At 44.8% G+C, this 23,622-nt stretch carries 18 protein-coding genes; 2 read left to right on the top strand and 16 right to left on the bottom strand.

All coding sequences use genetic code 11. The features are described 5' to 3' along the window. From IJJ71_RS04940 to cdaA, 10 genes are all read right to left on the bottom strand, one after another. Positions 1–1,643 (bottom strand): hypothetical protein (locus IJJ71_RS04940; RefSeq protein WP_296845664.1); only part of this gene is annotated, 1,643 nt, incomplete at its 3' end. A gap of 6 nt (positions 1,644–1,649) precedes the next feature. Further along, positions 1,650–3,350, bottom strand: coding sequence for a hypothetical protein (locus tag IJJ71_RS04935; RefSeq protein WP_296845662.1), 1,701 nt, complete (start codon positions 3,348–3,350; stop codon positions 1,650–1,652). 9 nt (positions 3,351–3,359) lie between these two features. After that, positions 3,360–4,601 carry a glycosyltransferase gene (locus tag IJJ71_RS04930; RefSeq protein WP_296845661.1) on the bottom strand — a complete coding sequence of 414 codons (1,242 nt, stop codon included), beginning with the start codon at positions 4,599–4,601 and terminating at the stop codon, positions 3,360–3,362. 202 nt (positions 4,602–4,803) lie between these two features. Further along, positions 4,804–6,987 carry a replication restart helicase PriA gene (priA, locus tag IJJ71_RS04925; RefSeq protein ID WP_296845660.1) on the bottom strand — a complete coding sequence of 728 codons (2,184 nt, stop codon included), beginning with the start codon at positions 6,985–6,987 and terminating at the stop codon, positions 4,804–4,806. A gap of 82 nt (positions 6,988–7,069) precedes the next feature. Beyond that, entirely contained in the window at positions 7,070–7,828 is a 759-nt protein-coding gene (locus IJJ71_RS04920) for a uracil-DNA glycosylase (protein ID WP_296845658.1), read from the bottom strand. A gap of 35 nt (positions 7,829–7,863) precedes the next feature. Next, a complete protein-coding gene (truA, locus tag IJJ71_RS04915) occupies positions 7,864–8,646 on the bottom strand; it encodes a tRNA pseudouridine(38-40) synthase TruA (protein ID WP_296845656.1) in 783 nt (260 codons plus the stop codon). 23 nt (positions 8,647–8,669) lie between these two features. Continuing rightward, positions 8,670–9,584: a DUF2225 domain-containing protein gene (locus tag IJJ71_RS04910; RefSeq protein WP_296845655.1), complete on the bottom strand. Its 915-nt coding sequence runs from the start codon at positions 9,582–9,584 to the stop codon at positions 8,670–8,672. A 1-nt stretch (position 9,585) separates the two neighbouring features. After that, complete coding sequence (gene acpS / locus IJJ71_RS04905; protein WP_296845654.1) at positions 9,586–9,984, bottom strand: holo-ACP synthase; 399 nt, start codon at positions 9,982–9,984, stop codon at positions 9,586–9,588. Continuing rightward, positions 9,981–11,015, bottom strand: a complete 1,035-nt coding sequence (locus IJJ71_RS04900) for a CdaR family protein (RefSeq protein ID WP_296845653.1) — start codon at positions 11,013–11,015, stop codon at positions 9,981–9,983. The genes acpS and IJJ71_RS04900 overlap by 4 nt, the downstream gene beginning before the upstream one ends. Beyond that, entirely contained in the window at positions 10,993–11,808 is an 816-nt protein-coding gene (gene cdaA / locus IJJ71_RS04895; RefSeq protein ID WP_296845652.1) for a diadenylate cyclase CdaA, read from the bottom strand. Before cdaA ends, IJJ71_RS04900 begins: the two co-directional genes overlap by 23 nt. A 264-nt stretch (positions 11,809–12,072) precedes the next feature. On the opposite strand from cdaA, the gene IJJ71_RS04890 reads away from it, so the two are divergent. After that, on the top strand, positions 12,073–13,512 hold the full coding sequence (locus IJJ71_RS04890; RefSeq protein ID WP_296845666.1) for a nicotinate phosphoribosyltransferase: 1,440 nt from the start codon (positions 12,073–12,075) through the stop codon (positions 13,510–13,512). Between the two features lie 72 nt (positions 13,513–13,584). On the opposite strand, the gene IJJ71_RS04885 is transcribed toward IJJ71_RS04890, so the two are convergent. From IJJ71_RS04885 to IJJ71_RS04860, 6 genes are all read right to left on the bottom strand, one after another. Continuing rightward, the gene (locus IJJ71_RS04885) at positions 13,585–14,304 is read right to left on the bottom strand and encodes a hypothetical protein (RefSeq protein ID WP_296845651.1); all 720 of its coding nucleotides are present in this window, start codon (positions 14,302–14,304) and stop codon (positions 13,585–13,587) included. Positions 14,305–14,485: 181 nt separating this feature from the next. Next, the gene (locus IJJ71_RS04880) at positions 14,486–17,794 is read right to left on the bottom strand and encodes an LPS-assembly protein LptD (protein ID WP_296845650.1); all 3,309 of its coding nucleotides are present in this window, start codon (positions 17,792–17,794) and stop codon (positions 14,486–14,488) included. 128 nt (positions 17,795–17,922) lie between these two features. Next, the gene (gene uvrA / locus IJJ71_RS04875) at positions 17,923–20,826 is read right to left on the bottom strand and encodes an excinuclease ABC subunit UvrA (RefSeq protein WP_486389614.1); all 2,904 of its coding nucleotides are present in this window, start codon (positions 20,824–20,826) and stop codon (positions 17,923–17,925) included. A 151-nt stretch (positions 20,827–20,977) separates the two neighbouring features. After that, positions 20,978–21,841, bottom strand: coding sequence for a nucleotidyl transferase AbiEii/AbiGii toxin family protein (locus tag IJJ71_RS04870; RefSeq protein WP_296845648.1), 864 nt, complete (start codon positions 21,839–21,841; stop codon positions 20,978–20,980). 1 nt (position 21,842) lies between these two features. Further along, entirely contained in the window at positions 21,843–22,445 is a 603-nt protein-coding gene (locus IJJ71_RS04865) for a type IV toxin-antitoxin system AbiEi family antitoxin domain-containing protein (RefSeq protein WP_296845647.1), read from the bottom strand. A gap of 129 nt (positions 22,446–22,574) precedes the next feature. Then, positions 22,575–23,273: an alkaline phosphatase family protein gene (locus tag IJJ71_RS04860; RefSeq protein WP_296845646.1), complete on the bottom strand. Its 699-nt coding sequence runs from the start codon at positions 23,271–23,273 to the stop codon at positions 22,575–22,577. Between the two features lie 151 nt (positions 23,274–23,424). Between IJJ71_RS04860 and IJJ71_RS04855 the strand changes: the two genes are divergently transcribed. Next, positions 23,425–23,622: hypothetical protein (locus tag IJJ71_RS04855; protein ID WP_486389613.1), on the top strand; the 198-nt coding region annotated here is incomplete at its 3' end.

Here is a 23,622-nt window from a genome sequence, read left to right as displayed (position 1 = left end):
TAAATATGATTATTCACGCCGTTATTCTTCACATACTCAAAAGTGTAGCCCGCGCACAGGCTGAAACGGCCGTATTTTGTTCGGGCAAAAGTGTATTCCGCGTTGGCACCGAGCTGGGCGACATACATTTTGTGGTCGCTCGTCATGAAGCCGAGTTTTTCCCATGCAGAATCGACATGCCTTCCGTTTGAGCCTTTTTCGTCAGAAAACATCTGGTGCATGTACAAAGACCCGTTTGTGGCATAAGTCCCGCTGTTTGCAAGCATGTATTCAGCCGCCTCATCATCCGAAAAATCTTCCGCACTGTTTGAATGACGGATAAAATTTCCGAAAATGTTCACGGAGAGATTTTTTGAAGGATTTACTGTCGCGGCAAGTGATATTTTGTCAGAATTCGGGTCAAGGACGGAGCCGATGTTGATTCCGCCGTTAGTGTAATTCTGATAATTCCATGTTTTTCCGCTGAACGCACCTGTCGAATTGTTGTCATATTCCCAGTGAGCATAAACATAAGGCATGATTACGCTGTAATTCGCGCTGATTTTTGACAAAATTGAATCAGAAGGAGTATAAATCACGCCAGCCTGAATGCCGAAACGATTTTTTGAGTCAAGGTTCATCTTGAAAAGCTCGTTCAAATCAATGTCGTCAGCAAAAAAATCAGCCGCAAAATCGATTCCCTTAAAAGGCTTGTACTCAAGCAAAAGTCCCATCTGCAGATTGTCGTTCGCACCACCGATGTTCTGCAAGCCCATGTAAGGCACAGGCGCAAAATACGAAAGATTGTTATGCGGGCCAAAAATTATGTTCTCGTAATAAGTGATGTTGAATTTTTCGTAAGCGTGCCATTTTATTGAATGGAAAGCAAGGAACTTGTTGGCTCCAAGCCAGTTGCCGTCAGCTTCCGGCCCCATGTTGCGGGTCGCGCCGATTGTCTCGTAAACCGAAGCATAGCTCCATTTTTCGCGGGTAGCATTAAAGACGATGTTCGCAGAATGATAGCCAGTGTCGTTCAAAGCCAAGCCGTCGCCATAGAAAGGCCCGAATCCAATGCGGTTCATGCCCAAAGTTCCGTAAACCGCAGAATTTCCGACTGAAGCATTCGCATTCCATTCCACATAGTTCGTGAAAGGGCCGCTTTCGGTGGGATCAAAAATCGCATCAGCAAGAAGATTTGCGTACAATGGAGAATATTCATTGAATTTTTTCGTCTGACAGAAAAGCCCTACTTTGTAGGCATAGCTTACAAGCTCGTGCAATTTTGCATCGCCACCGATACCGAATTCAATGTGCACTTCCTTTTTCTTTGTGTTTTCCGAGCCGAAATCATTTTCCTCGTGAGAGATTTTTGCACCGGCAGTTCCAGCCGCATAAAATCCATAAGGCTTGGAAAAAATCCGCTCGTAATACTCATTCGCGATCTCGCTGTCGGTATCACTTCCGTTCTCGATTACATCCTCAAGGATTCTTTCGACGACATTCAGCGGATAAGGACGGAGAAGCGGGAGCGCAGAAGTAAGCCCCCGAAGTTCCCAGCCCTGCGCATGAGAATAAAAAGAATCGTTAATATCGACAGAAACCTGAGCAAAAACAAAAAGCCGGGGCAAAAAGAATAAAATTACAAAAAGAAAATTTTTTTTCATATCAAACTAATTCCTGCTTAACTTAACTTTAACGGCCAGAGCACCCTCAAATCCATACTCATTGTTTCCCCGCTCGTGAACGCCCGAAGAGCCAGTGTTGTTCAAGATTGCGACAAAAGACGGCTGGAAAGTGAATGAAAGCCTGTCCGTTGCCTGCCATTTTCCGCGGAGAGAGATGCGGTGAGTGTATTTAGGAACATCTGTCGGAGTCTCGGCGTACTGGCTTATGCCGTTTTCTGTTGTCGGATAAACCCAGCTGTCAGGTGTGGTAGCGGCAGTTTTATGCGCATCTCTGATTTTTGCGTTGTCGTTGTCGGTTGAGCTGTACCAGGTTCCGCTTTTTTTGTCGTAAAAGATTTTCTTTTCGGCATTGTTTCCCTGAGCGGCAAACAAATAAATCAAATCCAGCGACCATTTTCCAGGATTCTCATAGCCGACTGAAAGTTCGCCTGCAATTGTGTCAGGACCGAACGGAGAGCCTGTCCATTCGTAGAAAACCTGATTGTCGCCGATATTATCCGTGTAAGTGCGGAAGAATGACCAGTCCGGGCTTTGCTTGATGTACAAAGTCGGCTGAGCATAATATCCTTCGCCCGCGATTTTCACATATCCGCCGGCCGCAGGAATCATGGACTCAAAACCAGCCTGTCCGCCCAAAGAATTCGGCGTGAGGCTGTCGGCAAAGTCTCGTCTCTCGTAAGGAACCTGATACTGATTCATTGCGAACATTCCGAAGAACCTGACATAGCGGAACGGAGCGAAGTCAAATCTCAATCCCATGAATTCGCCGTTGTTGGCATCATCCTCGCTGTAATCGCGCCACGGAGCAGCCCCATGATAGATAGTAAACGGATTGATATAACGAAGTTCCCACGGCGCATTTGTCAAAGTTGCTTCCATAAAACTCAAAGTGAGTTTGTTGAAAAAACGCCCCGTAAACTCGTGATAATACATATATTTATCAACATTGAGCTGAATCGTGTCAAAAGTGTACTTTAAATTTGGAGAATAAATCGAAAGTTTTCCGAAACTAGCCCCTGTCATATAATCAGAAAGAATTATGCTTCCTGTCTGGGTGCGGCCGATTGACTGCTCGCCCATTCCAAGCTGGAAAGAAAGGCCTGTTCTTTCAGTGAATTTGTAGCCTGTCGAAAGATAGCCGTAATTCGGGAAGTTTACATCAACCTCAGTGTCCTTTGTCGGGATATTGCAATAATTGTCATTGTGAAGTGTCGCGCCTTTGTTCTCGCCAAGATGAGTATCCATGCCCAAAGCGACATAATCTTTGACAGAAAGAGTCACAGGCACATCAATTATATTGTTCCTTGAATAGCGGTCATACACCCAGCCGATTTCGTCATTTGTCTTGTAATAACATTCCGGGTTAAAGGACGGCTCAAAATTTGCGGAAAAAATGTCCGATTTGAAGGAAAGATTTTCTTCGCCAAAATAATCCTGAATCCGCTGCCACTGCTTGAGTCCTGATTCGCTAAGGGAATCAGTGTCAATCTCTGCAAGATAAGACTCAATCTCAGCGATTGTAAGCGGAGCACAGTCAGCGAAATTTCGGATTCCGCTCTCCAGAGAAAGAGCCGCTACAGCATCATAAATCCAATGTCCGCTTCGGACAAGCTCCTGCCTGCTTCGGGCAGAAACTGAAAAATGGAATAGAAAAATCGAACACAAAACAAGAATAATTTTTTTCATATTTACAACCTAATCAGTAATTTTCACGGCATCAATTGCTTTTTTTAGCTCACGGTCAAAAACCGGGCTTGGAAGCGGATAATGCTTCAAAATGAACTTGTAGAACGCAACCGTCCGCAATCCGTGCAGTTTAATAGAAAAATTCTTTGAAATTTCAAAACTCTCTTCGGCAAAGGCCTTTCGTTTTTGGGGATTATCGACCAAATCAAGGATGAAGCCGTCCATTTCCTCGTCCGTGTCAGCAAGGAAACCATTCTTGCCGTGGAAAATCGTGTCGTCAAAACTTTCATCCCGGCGCGCAACAATCGGAAGATGCGAAAGAAGTGCCTCCAAAGCCGTCATCGAGTGCATTTCGGAAAGCGAAGTGGTGACAAAAATATCTCCGAGGCTGTAATAAAGCGCAAGATTTTCCCAGTTTACGAAGCCAGTGAAAAGAACCCGGTCGCCAAGCCCAAGCCGTTTTGTCTCGCTCTCAAGCTCATAGCTCATACTGCCGGAACCGACGAAAAGCATTTTGACATTTGAGCGAGCCTTTAAAATGCGGACGATAACATCAAAAAGTTCCTCTACCCTCTTTTCTTCGACAATGCGGCCGACGAAAATCAAAGTGACATCGTTCTCAGAGATACCGAATTCTTTTTTGAGTGCAAGTTGGTCTTCCTCAGTGAATTTTTTGGCAAGGAAAGCTTCGGTGTCAATCGCGTTCGGAATAACGACAGACGGCGTGAAAGGAAGCATGAACGGAGACTTGAAATATTCGCGGGCTTTGTCAGAGACATTGATGAGCGCGTAGAATTTTTTGTAAAGGCGGCGGACAATTTTACGGATAACCTTGACCGGAACCATGCGCCCCATCGGGAAAAGATAATATTTGTAAAAATCTTCCCACATTGTATGCGTTGTGGCGACGACAGGAATATGAAGTACCTTGCCGGCCGACTTTGCCGCATGTGCGATGTAAAACTCTGTATGAGAATGAATTATCTGAATATTATGCTCTTTGAGAAAATTGACCACGACTTTTTTGTGCGGGAAGGCAATGTACTGGTTGTCACCAACCGGTGCCGGAATTGAAAAAATGCGAAGAACATCCGGGTCTTCATTTTCAGCCGACTCGTAGCCATGAGGAGAAACCGTAACGATAACGACATGATGCCCAAGCTCGGTAAGGATTTTCCGAAGCTGCACGACAACGGTAACGATTCCGCTTTTTGTAGGCAAGTAAGAATCAGTAAAAAGTGCGATATTCATAGAGAATATAATTTTATATGAATAAAAGATTTTAGTAAATGAGGGGAGAAGTCTCTCCTAGGGAGCGACACTGCGAAGCAGTGTAAAAACTCACAAGGTGAGTTTTTAGCGAGTCTCCCGAAGAGCTATGCTTGTAGGGCACGCTCGCACTTCGTTGCATCGCACCCCACTCAACGGGGGCTTTGCCCCCGTAACGCCCCTATCACAGCAATGAAACAGGATCGACATCGTATTCAATATAAACTTCGCCCGGAGCCTTGTAATTTTTTGCGAAGGTGTGAGCCATGTATTGAAGAAGGGAGATTGAAGCGCCACGTAAAATAATCTGCTGGCGGTAATTTGCCGCAATTTTTGAAAGCGGACACTCTGCTGGACCAAGAATTTCCGTATGTTTTGCTGCTTCTTGCATTTTTAAAGCATTTGGATTTGAAGAGACTTGAACTCCACGCAAAATCTGATGAAGAATCGCCGCCGCTCCGTTCGCACCAGCAATGGCCTGAGGCTCGGAAGGAGCACGGAAAACCATGCGCAAGATTCTTGCAAATGGCGGAAAGTTAAGCATTTCGCGGGTCTGAATCTCACTTTCGTAAAATTCTTCGGTTTTGCCCGCAACAGCGTATGCAATCGGGGCAGAGTCGGGGCAATATGTCTGGACGAGAACTTTTCCGTCGGGGAAAAAGCGGCCTGCCCTGCCCGAAACCTGAGTTATGAGCGAGAAAGTGCGTTCGGCGGCACGGAAGTCCGGCATGTGCAGTCCCGTATCCGCCAGGATTACGCCCACGAGCTTGAGATTTGGGAAGTTGAGGCCTTTTGCGACCATCTGAGTGCCGAGCATGATGTCGTACTCGCCTTTTTTGAAAGCGTCGATTTTTTCTGTAAGCTCGCCTTTGTGTGAGACTGAATCCGTGTCCACGCGGACAATGCGGGCATTAGGGAATTTGGCCTTTACTTCATTTTCGATGAATTCCGTGCCGAAGCCTGAATAGCCCACATCAAGGGAGCCGCACTCAGGGCAGGATTGCGGCGGCGAGACTGAATATCCGCAATAATGGCAGCGCAGGCGTTTTTCGGCCTTGTGGAAAGTGAGCGAGACCGAGCAGTTTTTGCATTTAAGCTCGAATCCGCAGGAATTACAGCGGAAAAAGTGAGTGAATCCGCGGCGGTTTAAGAAGAGGATTGTCTGCCGTTTTTCGACCAGAGTCGATTCAATTTCTTTCTGGAGAACCGGGGAAATAGCCCCTTCAATAGAAAGCCCCGTAAGGTTCACGCATTTAACCTGTGGCATGGCACCGCCCGCAAGACGGCGGGTAAGAGTGTGCCGCATGATTCCGCCTGTTTTCATCATATTCCAGGCTTCAACACTGGGAGTCGCGCTGCCCATGAGCAGAGGAATCTTTTTTTTGGCACAGCGGTACATTGCCACCTGCCGGGCATGATAGCGAGGAGTATTCCCGGATTTATAGGAGCCGTCGTGCTCCTCGTCGATTATAATCATTCCCAAATCAGGAACAGGAGCAAAAACCGCGCTTCTGGCTCCAATTACAATTCTTGCCTCGCGATTTAAAATCCGCCGCCACTCGGAAAGTTTCTGGCTCGGAGTAAGACCTGAGTGAAGGACGGCGACAGTATTGCCAAATCGCGAAACGACAGCCTGTGTTACCTGCGGAGTAAGACCAATCTCCGGCACAAGATAAATAACTCCTTTTCCCTGAGATAAAAGCCTCTCGCAAACCTGCATAAAAACTTCAGTCTTACCCGTTCCAGTAGCACCATAAAGGTAATGAAGATTTGAGGGGGTACGGGGGCTTGCCCCTGTAGAGGGGGTAGGCGGAAATGGCGAAGCCATTGCAGCCGAGGGGGAGACTTCCCCCTTTACATTGCTAATTGCTACTTGCTCATTGCTAATTTCTAATTCCCCACTCCTAACTCCTAACTCCTCACTCCTAACTCCAAGAATCTCTTCCACCGCTTTTGCTTGTTCTTCACTGAGCGTGCGTGCCTTTGTGTCGGGAGTTTCTTCCAGAAAATAGAATCCGCCCGCATCACTCTCACGCTTTCCGCCTGGGAGCATCGAAGAAATTGCCTCACCCACCGAGCAGAGATAATAATGCGAAATCCAGTGGGCAAGCTCGATAATTTCCGTGTCAAAAAGAGGCTCTTCGTCCAGAACGCGAAGAATCGGGCGAATTTTGCTTTCTTCGACAGGACAATCAGCTGGCAGAGTTTGGCTTTCGCTAACGATAAAGCCTGTCATGCGCCGGTTCCCGAATTTCAAGTCCGCACGAAATCCCACCCGTGATTTATTTTCGGGGTTCTCACAGTCAAGATAAGTGAAGGACTGGTTGAGAGGAATATTCAATACGACTTGAAGGAAACGCTTTGGCATATTTTTTCACCTCACAGAGCTTTGGAGAGCACAGAGAGTTTTTTATGAAGGGGGAAAAACTCCGTGAACTCTGTGAGAAATTTTATTTCTCGTAATCCGGTTTTATATTCAACAGAACCGACTTGAACACTTTCAAATCTTCCCAAGCCGGGCGTTTGTTCTCAGGAGCACGGAGCAGCGCGCTTGGATGCCATGTCGTGACTACAGGAATTCCGTTGAAGTCCAGAACCTGACCGTGGAGTTTCATCACGCCGTCGTTTGAGTGAAAGAGATTTTTGACAGCGACGCTTCCTGCGCACAAAATCGCCTTTGGTTTGAGAGCCGCAATCTGTGCGTCAAGGAAAGGACGGCAGGCATCGGCTTCTTCGGGCAGAGGATTGCGGTTTGCAGGAGGCCGGCATTTTACGATGTTCGCAATATAGCAGTTTTTTTCGCGTGAAAGCCCGATTGCGCCGAGCATTTTGTCCAAAAGCTGACCGGCTGGCCCCACGAAAGGCTTTCCCTGCTTGTCCTCTTCCTCGCCAGGCCCTTCGCCAATAACAAGCACGAGAGGATTTTCCACGCCCATTCCAGGAACGACATTGTGGCGGTTAGCGCAAAGAGCACATCGCTTGCATTCAGAGATTTTTTTATTGATGTTGGCAAGTGTGGAATCGGAAGAAACTTGCGTTGCTTGAGAAACTTCGCCGTCGCTCCCACTCGCCCGAAGCACAGCAGAAGTTTCTATATCGTCAGCAAATTCAGGCATTTCGCCCGCAAAGTCTGGAGAAGCGTAGCCGCAGAGATTGTCCGAAGCGGTTTTAAGAAGGTTATATACTTTGATTTTGTCGTCTTTTGTCATTGTTCCCACCCATTCAACTGATAATTGCCAATTTTTTACACATGCCGTCGTTCGCCCTCAAAGCTCACGCTGTACAAGAACAATCCTGTCGGTGGAGCTGTGGGACCGGCTTTGCTTCGGTCGTGCGAATCAAGAACTTCCTTGAAATATTCAGGCTCTTTCCCGCTTTTCTCAAAGAAAATCAGGCTTCCTGTGAGACTCCGGACCATCTTCCACAAAAAGGCATTCGCGCAAATCTCAAAGACCATGACTTCAGGATTTTTTTCATCGATATAAAAATGGGCGTCCTCGATGTATCGGAAAGTTGAAAGACTCGCATCGCCGGCAGCCGCAAAGGACGCGCAATCAAGCTCGCCACGCAGATATCCCGCCATTTTGTTGAGTTTTTCTAAATCCGGCTTGTGATGAATCGGCCAGACATATCGCATTTCGCTCGCAAACGGGTTTCCGGTGTGGATAAAATAGCGATAAGTGCGGCTCGTGGCTGAGAATCTTGAAGAAAAATCCTCAGGCACTTCCTTTGAGCCGACAATTCGAATATCATCCGGCAAAAATGCGTTGAGAGCAGGAATATACCTCTCACAAGGAATTGAGTCGATTGGAGAAAAAAAATTGGCCGCCTGAGCAAAGGCATGAACGCCCGAATCAGTGCGTCCGCTCCCGGTTAGTTTCACAGGCTGTTTGTGAAGCTTTTCAAGTGCGGCCTCGATTTCACCCTGAACGGTTCGGACAGGCTTTCCCAAATCACTCTTATCCTGCCGCTGCCAGCCGCAGAAATCAGTTCCGTCGTAAGAGACCGTAAGAAGAATATTCCTCATTGCTAATTTCTCATTATTATAAATTATTCTTCGTCATCGTCTGACAAATCAATCGTGTTCGATTCTTTAATCAATTCCGTGATTTTGTCGTAGAGATTTCGGGCATTTTCCAGAAGCGGGCCAGGTTTTGCCTTTGAGGACTTACCCAAGCCGAATCCGCGCGCAATAGCCCTTTTCGCAGCATCAAGTTTTTTATAACGAAGCGGCATATCATCGGTCTGGCCGTATTTGTATTCAAGGAGGCCAATCAGATAAATCATGCCGTCATAGCCGTAGTTTTTATCGATGTCAGGGCCAAAATTGCTGACAGGAGAAAACGACTCGACCCGATCCATCTCGTTAATCATCGTCTGCTCGTAGAAGAAAGTCGCCTTCTGGTAGAACAATTTTGAGATATAATCATAGTTGTAGCCAGGAATCGTGTCGTTCAAATGATTACAAAGCCATGCAAGGCGAAGAGAAATCATAGCGCGCTTGAATGTCGGGGCATATCCCAAATCAACCTTTTCATAAGAAAGGAGCGCGAGGTAATACATAGCCGCACCGTCCAAAAGGTTTCGTTCACGAGTCAAATCATAGTGGGGGAAAATCGCAGCAACCTTCTTTTTTCGGTTCTCATCATCATCCCGAAGAGCATCGATTGTAGCAGGGTCTTTAATATCCTCAAAATCTTTCCAAAAAAGGGCAAGATGACAACGAGGACATGCGCCAACTGCATAAATCAGAGGATAAACCGCACCGTATTTTTCAGAAGGAATGTAATTTCTGTGAAGCTCGTCAGTCAAGTCGCCTGCATTCATTCGTCCGCTGCCCGTAAGCATCTCTTCCTTTTCAAAAGGACGCTGGCAGACCGGGCAGATACACTTAGTCTTTGACCAGTAAGAAAGTTTTGGCTTCTTGTCCGGATCTTCTTCTTTTTTCGTAGATTTTTTGTACATCTCACACTCCCTTTTCTACCACTACAAATGATACAGCATATTCTTTCTCATGTGAAATAGAAACTAAGACTTTTGCTCCTTTTCCACACTTTTCTTCTATTATATCGGCAGTTTTTTGCCCGAAAAAGAATTCTGGCTTGCCATTTTCGTCATTTTTTATGCCAAAGTCAGAAAGTTCAAGCCCCACGAAACCTGTTCCAATAGATTTCGCAAAAGCTTCCTTTGCCGCGAACCTTGCAGCATAATGCTCGCACAGGAACTGAAGTTTTTTTTCAATCAAGTTTTCCTCGACCTGGACAATCTCACATTCATTGAAAAAACGGCGGAGCATTTCCTGGTTCCGAACCCATTTTTCGAAGCGGGAGACTTTCGCAATATCAGTACCGATTCCAAAAATCATCGTTTCTTCTGAGACTCCGTTTTTTCCTCGGATTTTACGGCATTTTCAACGGCAGCAGGCTTTTCTTCTTCAACAACCTCGACTACAGGCTTATGTTTGGTCGTAAAAGTAATCGGAATGTTCTTTGTGTAGCCTTCGGCAAGGGTGTATCTTTTTGGAACCGAATATGAAAGGTCAATATAGAAAGTGCCCGCCTTGCTGACATGAGAGACATCTGCCGTAACGAAAGACTCTCCCGGCTTGAAATTTTCAAGCATAGCAAGGGAACCATTTAAAGTGACCGTAACATCAGTCGTCATAGCCCGGATTTCAAGCTCAGGAGAAAGATTGACGATTTTGACAGGAAGTTTCGTGAACTGCTTGCTTCCGTCAAGTTCCTCAATTTCCACAGTGACGGAAACTTCAACATCATCATGGCTGACAAAGATTCCTTTTTGCTCGACCTTTGTTTTTACGGTAAAGCTTCGTTTTGCTCCGCTCGTCGTGACATTCAGCGTATGCAGAGAAGCGTAGTTTTCAATCATGGTTTTCGGGCCGGTGATTGCAATCTGGTCTGGAGAAACAGTGACTTTTTTGACACCGTAGCCATAAGCAGGCTTGCCGTTCACAAGCGGAAGAATATCAACATAAGAAGTGACTTCTTCCTCGACCTTCAGGCGGATAATCTCCGGCGTAACCTTGAGCTCAAGAGGATTGAGGATGCTCGCAGAATCAGAAAGGGTAATCAGGACAGGAAAATCATACTCCCCGTCCTTTGAGACATAGTTCAAATCAAGATAAGCCTTTAAATCAGCCTCACGGACCTGTGCAAGCTCCTCGCTCTTTCCCCTTGCCGTAACGGCAACAGTACGCGGATGAGGCACAATGGAAACAAACCCATTTTTTGACTCAACCTCAAGCGGAACGGAGAAAACTTTTGAGTCTACGCTCTGCGCCTGATACAGAACATACAGGAAAACCGCAATGACAAAGCAAATTGCCTTGATATGCCAGTTTTCAATCAGTTTATCAAACAGTTGCTTTGCTTTCATCGATTGTGTCCTCTATTGTACGCTGTGCGGCAGAAACTCCGAGAAGATTTTCCAGCATTTTTGTTACCTGACTTGGCTTCAGGTCATAATGAAGTTTTGAATCGTAAGCAAGGCTGATCGCGCCTGTCTCCTCGGAAACGACAAGGATAACGGCATCGGTTGTCTCAGCAAGTCCAAGAGCGGCCCTGTGCCTGGTGCCGAAAGTCTTTTTAATGTCATACTGCTCACTCAGCGGAAGGAAGCATCCGGCAGCCAGAACCTTTCCGTTCTGAACGATGCAGGCAGCGTCATGAAGCGGTGTCTCATGGCCGAAAATCGTGACCAGAAGTGCCGAAGAAATGTCCGCGTTGAGCTTTGTTCCTGTGTCGATGATGTCGTCAAGACGCGTGTGCCGGGTGAAAACTACGAGCATACCTTTTTTGAGTTTGGAAAGCGTTTCGGCCGCAACGACCGCAGTATCAACATAAGTATGACGAGCCCGGTTTCCAAAGGTGAAAAGCTCGTTCTGACCGATTTTAAGGAAAACTTTGCGAAGCTCCGGCTGGAAGATAATCGCAAAGGCAATCGCAAAACCAGGAGCGAGTTTGTTCAAAATCCAGAGAAGCGTAGAAAGCTTAAAAAGGAACGCGAAGGCATAAAAAAGCGCGACCATAATGCCCGCCTTGATAATCTGCACGGCATTGGTCTTGATGATAATCTGGTACGCCTTATAAAGAAGGAATGTCATGATTCCTACATCGATAATCGGGCGAATAAAACTCCAAACTGTCTGAAATCCGTCAAAAGCGTTCAATTAAATTGCTCCAATTAGATATTATAACAGATTTTATCTGTTGAGCCAATTCAATTTTTTCGCTAAAATACACAAAGATGTCGGTTTTTATCGCTCACGAGTGGGTAAACGCTGGAGAACAGCATCTGTTATGCAGGCAAAAATCCGAAACTTCTGCCTGCAATGCCAAAAAGTTCATTTCATTGCGCTTTTTGAGATTTATTTTGAAGATTTTCAAAGTTCGTCTGACCTTTGAAAAATCGGAGGAAAATTATGAAAAATCCAATCACTAACAACGCTCTTTTCACCGACTTTTATGAGCTTACTATGGCTCAGGGCTACTGGAAGAACAACATGAACCATCAGGTCGTGTTCGACATGTTTTTCCGCAGACAGCCTTTCAACGGCGGTTTCTCAGTCTTCGCAGGCTTGGAAAACCTCATCGACGCAATCACAGACTTCACTTTTGGCGAAGATGACATCGAATATTTGAGACAGCAGAATATTTTTGAGGAAGGATTTCTTGAATTTCTCAAAGGTTTCCGATTCAGCGGCGATATGTACGCTTTCGATGAAGGCTCAATCATCTTCCCGCAGGAGCCAATCGTTCGAATCCATGCGAATTTGATTGAGGCTCAGATTGTCGAGGGACTGATTCTCAACATCATCAACTTCCAGAGCCTCATCGCGACAAAAACAGCCCGCGTATGGCTCGCAAGCAAAAAAGGCGGAATCATGGAATTCGGTCTTCGCCGCGCCCAGGGTCCTGACGGCGGCATGAGCGCGACAAGGGCAAGCTTTATCGGCGGAGCAGCAGGAACAAGCAATACTCTGGCCGGAAAAGTCTACGGAATTCCTGTAATGGGAACCATGGCCCACTCTTGGATCATGGCTTTTCCAAGCGAGCTTGAGGCATTCCGCGCTTACGCAAAAATTTACCCGACAAACGCAGTTTTCCTGATTGATACTTACGACACACTCCGCTCAGGAATCAAGAACGCCATAATCGCAGGCCGGGAGCTTGTCGAAAAAGGCTACAACTTCGGAGTCCGTCTGGATTCAGGTGATATTTCTTACCTCACACGCGAAGTCCGAAAAGAACTCGACAAGGCCGGATTCCCGCAGGCAAAAATCTGCGTCTCAAACGAGCTTACCGAGGAAATCATCGAGACTCTGGTTCAGCAGGACACACCGATTAACTCATGGGGTGTCGGAACTCACATGGTAACAGGCGGAAACGAGGCCAGCTTCACAGGCGTTTACAAGCTCGGAGCTAGGCACGATGAGGCAACAGACCAGATGCAGCCTGCAATGAAATTCAGCGACAACCCGGAGAAAAACACAAACCCAGGAATCAAAAATGTATTCCGCCTGTACGATGAGGAAGGAAATGCAAAGGCCGACATCATCGCACGAAAGGACGAGGTTATCGAGCCAGGCAAAGAATACCGCTACTATCACCCTATGGTAGATTACCGCCAGTTCGCTTTCACGGCAGCAAAAGTTGAGCCGATGCTCAAAAAAGTTGTCGAGGGTGGAAACAGAATCGGCGAAAAGAGAACCGAGGCCGAGACATTGCGGAAAGCCCGCGAGACAATGCAGAAGCAGCTTGAGAGCTTCGACGGCTCATACAAGCGAATCCTCAACCCGCACATCTACAAAGTCTCGCTCACCGAGGCAATGAAAGAGCTCAAGATGGAGTTCATCAAAGCCCGAATCAAATAATTTACGATAAGTAATCATTACGGATGTTCTTCAGGGCGAAGGACATCCGTTTTTTTTTAATATCAGGATAAATCATCGCAAGAACAGCTTATAGTAGCCGGTCCTTGTCCGCATAAGCTCAATGTCGCAGAAAGGGGAAGATTTTATACATTTTCGGAGCCTTGCGATATATGAATACGCGCTTTTCCTGCAAAACATTCCGGAGCTGTGATTCTGATTAAGATAGCTGAGAATCTCATCAATCGACACCTCCTTTCCGTGCCTTTTATAAAGGAAAATAAGAAGATTGTAAATTGATGGAGGCATATCGGCATTTTTTCTGAAACTCTCCATTAAGTTTCTGAGAGGCCTTTCACGAAGCCGAAATTCATTGCTTGCTGCTGAAGTTTTTTTGGAATCCGGCATAAGTTTCTTCAATTCATCGGATTTTTCAGCTGAAAATATTTTTCTGAAAAGCGGGATCAAGTAATGAAGGTTTTGCGTATCATAGCGGAATTCATTCTCTGAAATCCATTTTCCAACCTGGGCATCCACCGGAAGATCCGGCCCGCCAATCATAATGACAGGAATAGCAAGTTTGTTGGATTCAAAAAGATTGTAGATAAAATCAATTGATTTCCAGTGCAATTCGTAATCAAGAAGCAGCAGGTCAGACTTGACGCCACCGAAAACAACCATATCCAGAAGCAGAAGCAAATCCTCATAGAAAACGAATTTGTCCCCGACTTTTGAAATCATTTCATAAAGCATCTCAAAAACTTTTCGATTTCGGCCAGAACAAATGAAACACACTTTTATCTCCAATATTTTTAAATTGCATTTTTATACGACAACGTTTTCTTTGCCATACATTTATATAATCGGAGAGTATAAAGACAAATTCAAGGATTTTTCTGACATTTTTTACAAATTTTTATTATCGGAATCATTTACACTGAGTATTAATTAAATTTTCACTCATTTAAATTGAATATCAAGGATTCAGCTTCCATTCCCCATATTCATCAACAATCTGAGTCTTCATGCTCTGGAGAGGCCGCCATACAACGCTGATTGTAAAATATGGGCTGAAATCATAATAAGATTTTCCATCGTCACGAGAGTAGCCCTTGGTCGATTGCGTCATAAGGCGTGGTTTAATACTGAACGAGCAGTTCAAATCCCAGTCATCAAGCTCGTGCGTCACATCAATTTTAAAGCTCTGGATTTTGAATGCACTTTTTGTTCTTTTCTGCTCATCATCAAAGCGGAATGAATCAATCAAGTCCTGAAGAATATTTCGCTCACCCTGTCCGCCATAATACTTTTTGTAATCTTCCTCGGAGCAGAAGTATCGGTAAATTATGCTGTTTTTTGTCTCCGCGCTGAATGTTATGTTGAGGAAATTATTGACTTTAAAAGTAAGCCCCGGAATGAATCTGAAATAGCTGCTTGTCGGGCGCAGGAAGTCATAACCAATACTCGTTGACAATGACGGAGCAAATGAAAGCCTCTCCTTCAAATGCTTGAAAGTTTTTGAAGGGCTTGAATAAGACAAATTGAACTGATAAGGCTGGAATTCTTTCGTAGAATTTGATACCCAGCCTTTTCCACTTTTGAAATCGTAACCAGCGATATACGAAGCCGTATAAGAAGCCTGAAGACCGTAACCAGAAAGCGAGAATTTAAGGGAATCCTTTTCCTCATCCTCAAGATTATAAACAAAATTCTGTGTGAACTTAAGCTTGCTGTCAAACATGCTCACAGTAAAGCTCTGATTGAAATTTTCCTTTATCCATGTATCATCATCCTTGCTTTTCTTTTTGACACCAGTTCCAGCCGTAAAAACAATGTATGGGAAGCCAAGAGTTAAATCTCCATGATAAGAATCTACCTGCGGGGGCAATGTCGTCGTAAGAGAAAGTTTCTGATAGACCTTTTTGTCGAATTCATTAGCTCCAAGAACGAAATTCAAGTTGTGTACCGTAAAACAATCCTCATCAGTCAAATCCGGCTTGTGATAATCCCACTCTGGATTGTCAGCATCACCGACGAATTCAGTGCGAATCATCTTAATTGTTGTATTCCATGTGAGCGAAGTCTCAGAAAAATGCTTGGTGTAGCCAAAAGGTTTTAAAGAAAGAGCGTTCACATCGGTCAAATCCATTTTTCGAGCCGCGTAATCTGATTTCTGAGTAGATTTTATTGAACTTTCGGATGAATAGTCTTCGTTTATGTAAGGATGCTTCTGATAAACAGGATTAAAAGTGAATGTATCTGTGAGCGAGATAAAACTGTCCCTGTAACCGACGGTGCTTGTAAGCGTAGTCGGAGATTTTACCTGAATATAAGACTGCTGCATGTCACTCCACATAAAATCTTCAGGAGTCTTAAGTTTTGAGGATGAATAGGTGAACTGCGATGTAAAATCAGGAGAAACACTATAATTCAGGGAATATGCCACTCCGTTTATGTTCGTGGTACTGAAACTTGGCGAAGTCAGCTCAGGAAGATATTTTTCACCGTAAACAGCATCTTCTTTTTTCTCTTCTTCCTCCGAGTTTTCATCCTCGGATTTTTTTTCATCGGATTTTTCGCCCGCGGATTCTTTTTCATCAGGATTTTCATCTGATTCAGAATCTTTTTTTTCAGTCGTATTCAAATCGCCAGGAGGAGTAAGCGTTACATTTGCAGACGAGGTTTTTGAAGCCTTTTTTGACGGAAACTGAACGAGAGTTCCTGCGACCCTTCCAGAAACTTTGAACGGAGTAATCTGCGAAGGATAATAGAATTTTTGTTCAGGCGTGTATTTTTCCCATTCCCCAGAAGAATCATATCGTGAATCAATTTTCAGGTTTTCATTAGCCTTAGAAGAATACACGACGGAAGAACCGAAATTAGAAAGCGAGAGGCTGGTTATATACGGATTCAGGATTTCAGGAACCTTTAAATTGTATGAGCCGTTGACAGCCCATGTGAATGAAGATATATCCGAAATTGTCAACTCGTCCGTTGTAGAGCCGGTATTTGTTCCGTTCATGGCAAAATCAATCCAGTCCATCGTCTCCGCGCGGGTGTTAAAATCGTAGTTAAAGAACGGATCAGAATAAATCGGCATGGCGAAAGTAAGGGATAACGGTTTTGCCAGTGTAAATTTCAAATTCGCCTGATAGCGGTACGGGAGTTCTTTTCCCATAAAATTTGATTTGTCGTTTATTATTTCGCCGGAAGCATTTTTTGCAAGGTACTGGGCATTTTTACGGAATATCGTGTTGGAAAAACCAAGTTCAAGGTTCGTCTCAAGACTTGTCATTACAGAATTCGGAGCAAAAACGCCGTCAAAACCAACCATCGCGCCCATATTCGCATAATAATCGGCCATGACTTTAAAATATTTTGATGTATCGCCACTGTAATTCTCGTCAAGATTGTGAAGTACAAGACCTTCCCGCCTCTGCTCCTTCATGGTACCAGTGTTCATGAAGCTGAAGAAGTTGATTTTATCATCCTTCGATGAGGAACTTGAGCTGCTTGAATTTAGTTTCGCATTGATGTCCGCAGAGCTTACAGCATTGGAGCCTTTTCTTCCATAAAGATAGGTAGTCGTGTTGATGTAATAACCTTCCCTCTGCCTGTATCCGAACGCAGGGTTAAAAACAAGCTCATCCTTTGGATAATAGAATGCAGGAAGATACAGAAGAGGAACCCGGCCAACGAAAAGCCGGGCATTAAGGAATGCAAATTCACCGCCTGGCAAAAGCCAGATTCTGGTTGCCTTGATTCGCCAGTGAGGGTTCTCGTCATCACAAAATGTCAGTTCGCCGGATTTAAAGGCAATAGTTCCGCCTGAGTCCCGGCCAAAAACATCCGAAGCTACGATAAGTGTGGACCCGCTCGGAAGATTGATCGCATCGCTTGAAGTCTGGACAGCCCTGCCGTCATCAAAAACACCCTCAAGTGTCGCCGTGTTGAACAAAAGGCTTGCCGCAGTAATTTTTTCTCCGCCGCCACTTCCACCGCTCTGCTCAAGGGCAACTGAACCTTCCGCATACAGCATTTCCGTAACACGGTTGTAATTTATCCGTTCCGCAACAATGGTTGTCTTTGTGCCGCCCCTGCTCACCGAGATTTTGACATTTCCTGTAAGCACGATACAGTCATCGCCGCTAACAGGATCTTTTGAATTCTCAACTTTCTGTGCCTGATCAATAGAAATAACTGACTTCTCACTCTCCGCCGCAAAAAGCGGGAGCGATAAAAAAGAGAAAATCAAAACTGCAAGCACAAAAAACTTTTTTTTCATATATTTAAACCACAGATGTCACAGATTACACGGATTAGAAATTTTCAGTTAAGAAAGATGCTCGTAATTCTATCAAGCGACCTTCAATACCCCAATATTATAATCTGTGAAATCTGTGTAATCTGTGGTTATTCTTCCCTATGACCGTGTTTCAAGGTGTCCTCGATGAATTTTCCGGTATAGCTGCCAGTTTCCTGCCAGCGAGCGGCTACTTCCTCAGGCGTTCCTGTGTCAACGATTGTTCCGCCCTTGTTTCCTCCGTCTGGCCCAAGGTCGATGATGTAGTCTGCCTGAGCGATTACATCAAGGTTGTGCTCAATCATCACCACAGAGTTTCCTTTGTCAACGAGCCGCTGAATTACTTCCATTAACACTTTTACATCCGCAAAATGAAGGCCGGTTGTTGGTTCGTCAAGAATGTAGAGAGTTTTGCCAGTTGAAGGACGGGCAAGCTCCGTCGCAAGCTTAACTCGCTGAGCCTCGCCACCACTCAAGGTGAGAGCCGACTGCCCCAGCTGAATATAGCCCAGGCCCACACTCTTCAAAGTCTCAAGCTTTCGTGAGATGTGGGGAATCGCGTTGAAAAAATCCGCCGCCTCTTCAATCGTCATGTTGAGAACGTCGGAAATATTCTTACCCTTGTAGCGCACGTCCAGAGTTTCCTGATTAAAGCGGTGTCCGTGACAGACATCGCACTGAATGAAAACATCAGGAAGAAAGTTCATTTCGATTGTAATTGTGCCCGCGCCCTGACAGTTTTCGCAGCGGCCGCCCTTTACATTGAAGCTGAAACGACCGGATTTGTAGCCTCGTGCCTTTGAGTCTGGCAAAGAAGCATAAAGTTCGCGGATTGAGTCAAAAACTCCGACATAAGTGACAGGATTGCTTCGCGGAGTGCGGCCGATCGGGCTCTGGTCAATGTTTATTACCTTGTCGATATTCTCAATTCCTTCGATTGAATCATGCTCGCCTGCCCGATAGTCGGTTTTCATAAGAGTGTTCGATACGACAGGATAGAAAACATCGCTGAGCAAAGTTGACTTTCCGCTGCCGGAAACGCCTGTGATACAGGTGAAAGTGCCGAGCGGAATCTTCACGCTGACATTCTTAAGATTATGCTCACGAACTCCATTTATCGAAATGAAATTTCCGTTTCCGCGACGCCGCTCTTTTGGAATCGGCATAAAAATCGTGCCTTTAAGATACTGGCCCGTGATGCTCTCCGGGACTTCCATAACTTGGGAAGGAGTTCCGGAAGCGATTACATTTCCACCGTGAACGCCCGCCCCAGGACCGATGTCAACAAGCCAGTCGGCCGTGCGCAAAGTCTGCTCATCATGCTCAACGACAATCACAGTGTTTTTGAGATCGCGAAGATAAGTGAGCGTGTCAATGAGACGCTCGTTGTCCCGCTGGTGCAGTCCAATCGAAGGCTCGTCAAGAATGTACATTACGCCTGTGAGACCGGAACCAATCTGAGTTGCAAGCCGGATTCGCTGAGCCTCGCCGCCGCTCAAAGTACCGGCAGACCGCTCCAAAGTGAGATAATCAAGACCGACATTCTTTAAGAAAGTGAGCCGGGCCTTTATTTCCTTTATAATCTGAGAAGAAATGAGTTTTTCGGTATCGGTAAGCTCAAGTTTTTCGATAAAATCAAGGCTTTCAATTACGCTCAAAGCACACAGGTCAATGATGTTCTTTCCGCCCACCGTAACGCCCAGAGCTTCAGGACGAAGCCTCTTTCCGTGACAGCAAGTACACTCAGAGACAGACATAAAACGCTCTTCCATTCGGACACGCTGACTTTCGCCCCATGCCTCGTTGTGCCGACGCTTCATGTCAGCCCATATGCCGATCCAGGGGCGTTTGTACTCGGAGAAGCCCTCGCCGCTCTGCTTTCGGTAAATCCAGTGCATGATTTTAGTGTCATCGCCCTTCCATAAAAATTCGCGCTGGCTTTCGCTCAATTCTTTAACAGGAGTATCGAGCGTAAATCCGCCAGTCTCGGCAACAGCGCCAAAAAGCGATTTGTTCCACTCGCTGTCAGGATTGTAGAACGGCAGGGCACCTTCGTTAAAGGAAAGCGAGTCGTCCGGAAGGATTTTTTTGGCATCCCATTCCATTTTTTCGCCGATGCCGGTACATTCCGGGCAGGCACCAAAGGGATTATTAAAAGAAAAAAGACGAGGCTGAAGCTCTGGAACAGAAATTCCGCAGTCAGGGCAGGCATTTTTCTGGCTGAAAAAGACTTCTTCTTCGTGATAGCCCTTTTCGCTGTCGTCATTCACACGACGAAGGACAATAACGACGCCGTTTGCAGCCTGTAAAGCCGCCTCAACTGACTCTGCAAGACGCTTTCGTGAGTCTTCTTTAATCGCGATTCGGTCAACTACGATTTCAATCGTGTGCTTTTTCTGCTTGTCGAGCTTAATCGTGTCATCAAGCTCAACCATAAGGCCGTCAATTCGTGCGCGGACAAAGCCTGACTTCTGAGCATCTTCGATGATTTTCTGATGCTCGCCCTTTTTACCACGGATGACAGGAGCAAGAATGGTGAGACGAGTGCCCTCACCCCAGCCCAAAATCGTGTCGATAATTTGATCTTCGCTCTGCTCCTTAATCTCCCGGCCACAATTCGGACAATGAGCATGACCTATGCGTGCAAAAAGAAGACGGTAATAATCGTAAATTTCTGTGACGGTGCCCACGGTTGAGCGCGGATTATTGTGAGTCGTCTTCTGCTCGATGGAAATTGCAGGAGAAAGGCCTTCGATTAAATCAACATCAGGCTTGTCCATGCTGCCCAAAAATTGCCGTGCATACGAAGAAAGACTCTCCATATAACGCCGCTGGCCCTCTGCAAAAAGAGTGTCAAAAGCAAGACTGGATTTGCCACTTCCAGAAAGGCCTGAAATGACTACAAGTTTGTTGCGGGGAATCTCAACGCTGATATTCTTAAGATTGTGCTCGCGGGCGCCCTGAATTACAATCTTCTCGCCCGAAACAGAATGAATTGCTTTATTATCGATAATATTACTCACGAAGACATTATAGCAAATTTACGGCGAAGTCCGCAACAAAGGCCACCACACAGCAGGCAATGGACACCGGGAAAAGCCCCGCGCCAAAGAAGGCAAGGACGCCTCCCACCACAAGTGCCGCCGCTCCTGCCGATGGGAAATTTTATTTTAAACTGGAATTCGTAACGGAGCAGAAAAAATCTTTTCCCCACAAAGCAAGTTTTGTGCTGTCGCCAATAAATGGAAGAACATCCTGTTTTGCAATTTCAAAATCAACCAATGCAAAACGCTCACATAAAAGCTCTTTCAGTTTTTGTGAAGTAAGCTTCTCATCCACATTCCATTTTCCGCTCTGTTCGAGTCGTTTTTGCAGATGAAAAAGATTCGGTTGTGTTCCGCGGGCAAGATACCAAAGATAATCATAAAAATCACGGCCTTTCACACGGTTTTTCCATGCACGACACAACACGGCATGAATTTTTCCCGCAAACAGCGAACCTTCATCGTACATCTGAACAAGGTACGGGATAGGAAGAAGAGCGTATTTTGTTTCAAACTTCGCTCCTTCAGGCGGATTTGTGTCAATCTCGAATTTAATTTTTATGAGTTCAGTGTCAGTTACACCAAGAACTTTTTCATTCGCAGGCATGATTTTTAAAAGATGAGTCAGCGTTCCGCCCTTTATAAAAGCAGACTGTACGTCACTTTCTGAAGATTTTTCTTTACGCTCTACCGAAAGCTCAAATCCGTTTGCCAGAAGCTCTTCCCGAAGGTATGAAAAATAAGAGTCAATTTCAAAAGTTTCATCTTTTGAAAGCAGAGAAAAATCCATGTCTTCAGAAAAGCGGTCAAGACCATAAAAAATCCTTAAAGCCGTTCCACCGTAAAAAGCCGCCTTATTGAAAAATCCTCCGCGCGAAAGTCCGCACAAAGCAACTTCCTGAATCACTTCTTTCAGAGCATTTTTGTATTCGGCTGTGTTTTTACAGCCATACTTTTCTATCATCTGCTGTACTGGTGTTGTCATTTTATTTTTCTCCGGATTTTATTTTCTTTTGCAAAAAGGATTTCAACAACTTGAGATTCGTTGATTTATATAAATCACACAAATCGCAAAGAAGTCTAAAATCAGCCGTCTCAAAATCAGATTCATCAATACGAAGATTTTCAAAAAGATAGGAACGAAGCTGTTTTTCTGACACAAGCGGACTTTCTCTGTAAAGGGTATCACACAGGCTTTTTTCTTTTCCTGCAATCAGAAAACTCCTTTCACCTTCATTTTTGATGTAAACCTCATAGGGGAAAGCAGTTTTTGGAATATCACGATACAAAAACAAGCCGAAATCAGATTCAAAACGCTTCGTCCTGTTTTTTCCAAAAGTAGCAGACATGACAGCCTCAACCCGCTCAGGAATCCATCCCCAAAAAGAAAGTGCCGTCTCAAAGGAAATATACGAAGGACCATAAATTGCTGACGAAAGCAGAATCGGCGGAACAGATTCTTCAGTCTCATAAAGCCCCTTTACAACCTTGAACAGTTTTTTTTGCTTTTCCAATGCAAGAAGCTTGTTCTTCGGAGCCTTATACTGAGACTGTAATTCCCAGATTAACTCGAAAGAAGTTTTCAACACACCCGATTTCCTCCATTAAGTTTAATTTTAATCAACTTTCTGGAGAAAATCAAGACAAAGTTTAAACAAAATCCAAGTTAAAAAAGAGACAAATCGAAGCGAATAAGACCAGAGTGTGTGAGATTCTCATTATTCCTCAAGCTTCCAGTTTTCTTCCTTGAAAATGTCATCATGAACAGAATACCAGTGTCCATCCGAGATATCGAAGGTTGTACCGTTATATTTTGAAACATCCCAATGCAGGGAAGATGTTACCAGTTGCGGATGAGCCGCTTTTTCTTCATTGTTAATGCTTTTTCCAGTAAAAGGATTCTTCGGATTTTCAATCACATCTTTTACAGCAAGAGTTGGAACATCAGCGTTAGTCATAAATTCATTTGATGTCTTAAATTCAGTTGAGTTAAAGTCTTTTACCATCAAAAGAGGATTGCACCACTCAACATCAATTTCCGGATTTTTCATCAAAAGATTCTCAAACTGAGCAAGTCCCCGTCCATGGTCAGCGACAAGGATAATTCTTGTGTTATCATAAACTCCATTTTTTCTCATGAAATCAAACCATTTTCCTAACGCTAAAAAAGAAGCAATGTTCGCATGGTAATGAAGAAGCTGCTCATCATTTTTTAAAGCAATTTTTCCTTCCGCCGCAGTCTTGAAATTTGAATTGTCAACATATTCAGTAAGCTCATAATCAGGAAGCTGAAAAAGCTGAAAGGGTTCATGCGTAGCAGAATTCTGAATATTCAAGAAGTTGTCTGAAGCTTTTTCATCAATTTTAGTAAGTAGAGGCAGGCTCTCAAGAACACAATATTGGTTCAAAAACGTCATGCTCAATTCTGTGTTTTTGTAAGGATTTGTTTTTGAGTCATAATAATTTCCGTTGCTATAAGGTCGAATTTCGAGTTTTAGATAAATTTACAAAAAAAGGCATTCTCTGTAAAATTTTGAATAACTACAAACAAAATAACGGAGAAATGCCATGACTGAAAACAGCCTGACAACATTATATTGCATAGTTGACGACTTTATCCATAGGTTCCTTGAGACTTCTGCCGGTAAAAAGAACCTGTCGATTTACTATGGCAGGCGTGGGCCTAAACGCAGGATGCGAATTGCGGATGTAGTGACCTTGAACCTTGTCCGCATTTTCGACAGGTCTGGCGACCTTAAGACTTTC

This window comes from Treponema sp. (assembly GCF_017430385.1).
In the GTDB taxonomy this organism is placed as follows: Bacteria; Spirochaetota; Spirochaetia; order Treponematales; family Treponemataceae; genus Treponema_D.
This window is presented reverse-complemented; position numbering and strand designations above follow the sequence as displayed.

Coding starts and splice junctions, on each gene's coding strand:
- IJJ71_RS04935 (WP_296845662.1), bottom strand. CDS start 3,350: ATGAAAAAAATTATTCTTGTTTTGTGTTCGATTTTTCTATTCCATTTT.
- IJJ71_RS04930 (WP_296845661.1), bottom strand. CDS start 4,601: ATGAATATCGCACTTTTTACTGATTCTTACTTGCCTACAAAAAGCGGA.
- priA (WP_296845660.1), bottom strand. CDS start 6,987: ATGCCAAAGCGTTTCCTTCAAGTCGTATTGAATATTCCTCTCAACCAG.
- IJJ71_RS04920 (WP_296845658.1), bottom strand. CDS start 7,828: ATGACAAAAGACGACAAAATCAAAGTATATAACCTTCTTAAAACCGCT.
- truA (WP_296845656.1), bottom strand. CDS start 8,646: ATGAGGAATATTCTTCTTACGGTCTCTTACGACGGAACTGATTTCTGC.
- IJJ71_RS04910 (WP_296845655.1), bottom strand. CDS start 9,584: ATGTACAAAAAATCTACGAAAAAAGAAGAAGATCCGGACAAGAAGCCA.
- acpS (WP_296845654.1), bottom strand. CDS start 9,984: ATGATTTTTGGAATCGGTACTGATATTGCGAAAGTCTCCCGCTTCGAA.
- IJJ71_RS04900 (WP_296845653.1), bottom strand. CDS start 11,015: ATGAAAGCAAAGCAACTGTTTGATAAACTGATTGAAAACTGGCATATC.
- IJJ71_RS04880 (WP_296845650.1), bottom strand. CDS start 17,794: ATGAAAAAAAAGTTTTTTGTGCTTGCAGTTTTGATTTTCTCTTTTTTA.
- IJJ71_RS04870 (WP_296845648.1), bottom strand. CDS start 21,841: ATGACAACACCAGTACAGCAGATGATAGAAAAGTATGGCTGTAAAAAC.
- IJJ71_RS04860 (WP_296845646.1), bottom strand. CDS start 23,273: ATGACGTTTTTGAACCAATATTGTGTTCTTGAGAGCCTGCCTCTACTT.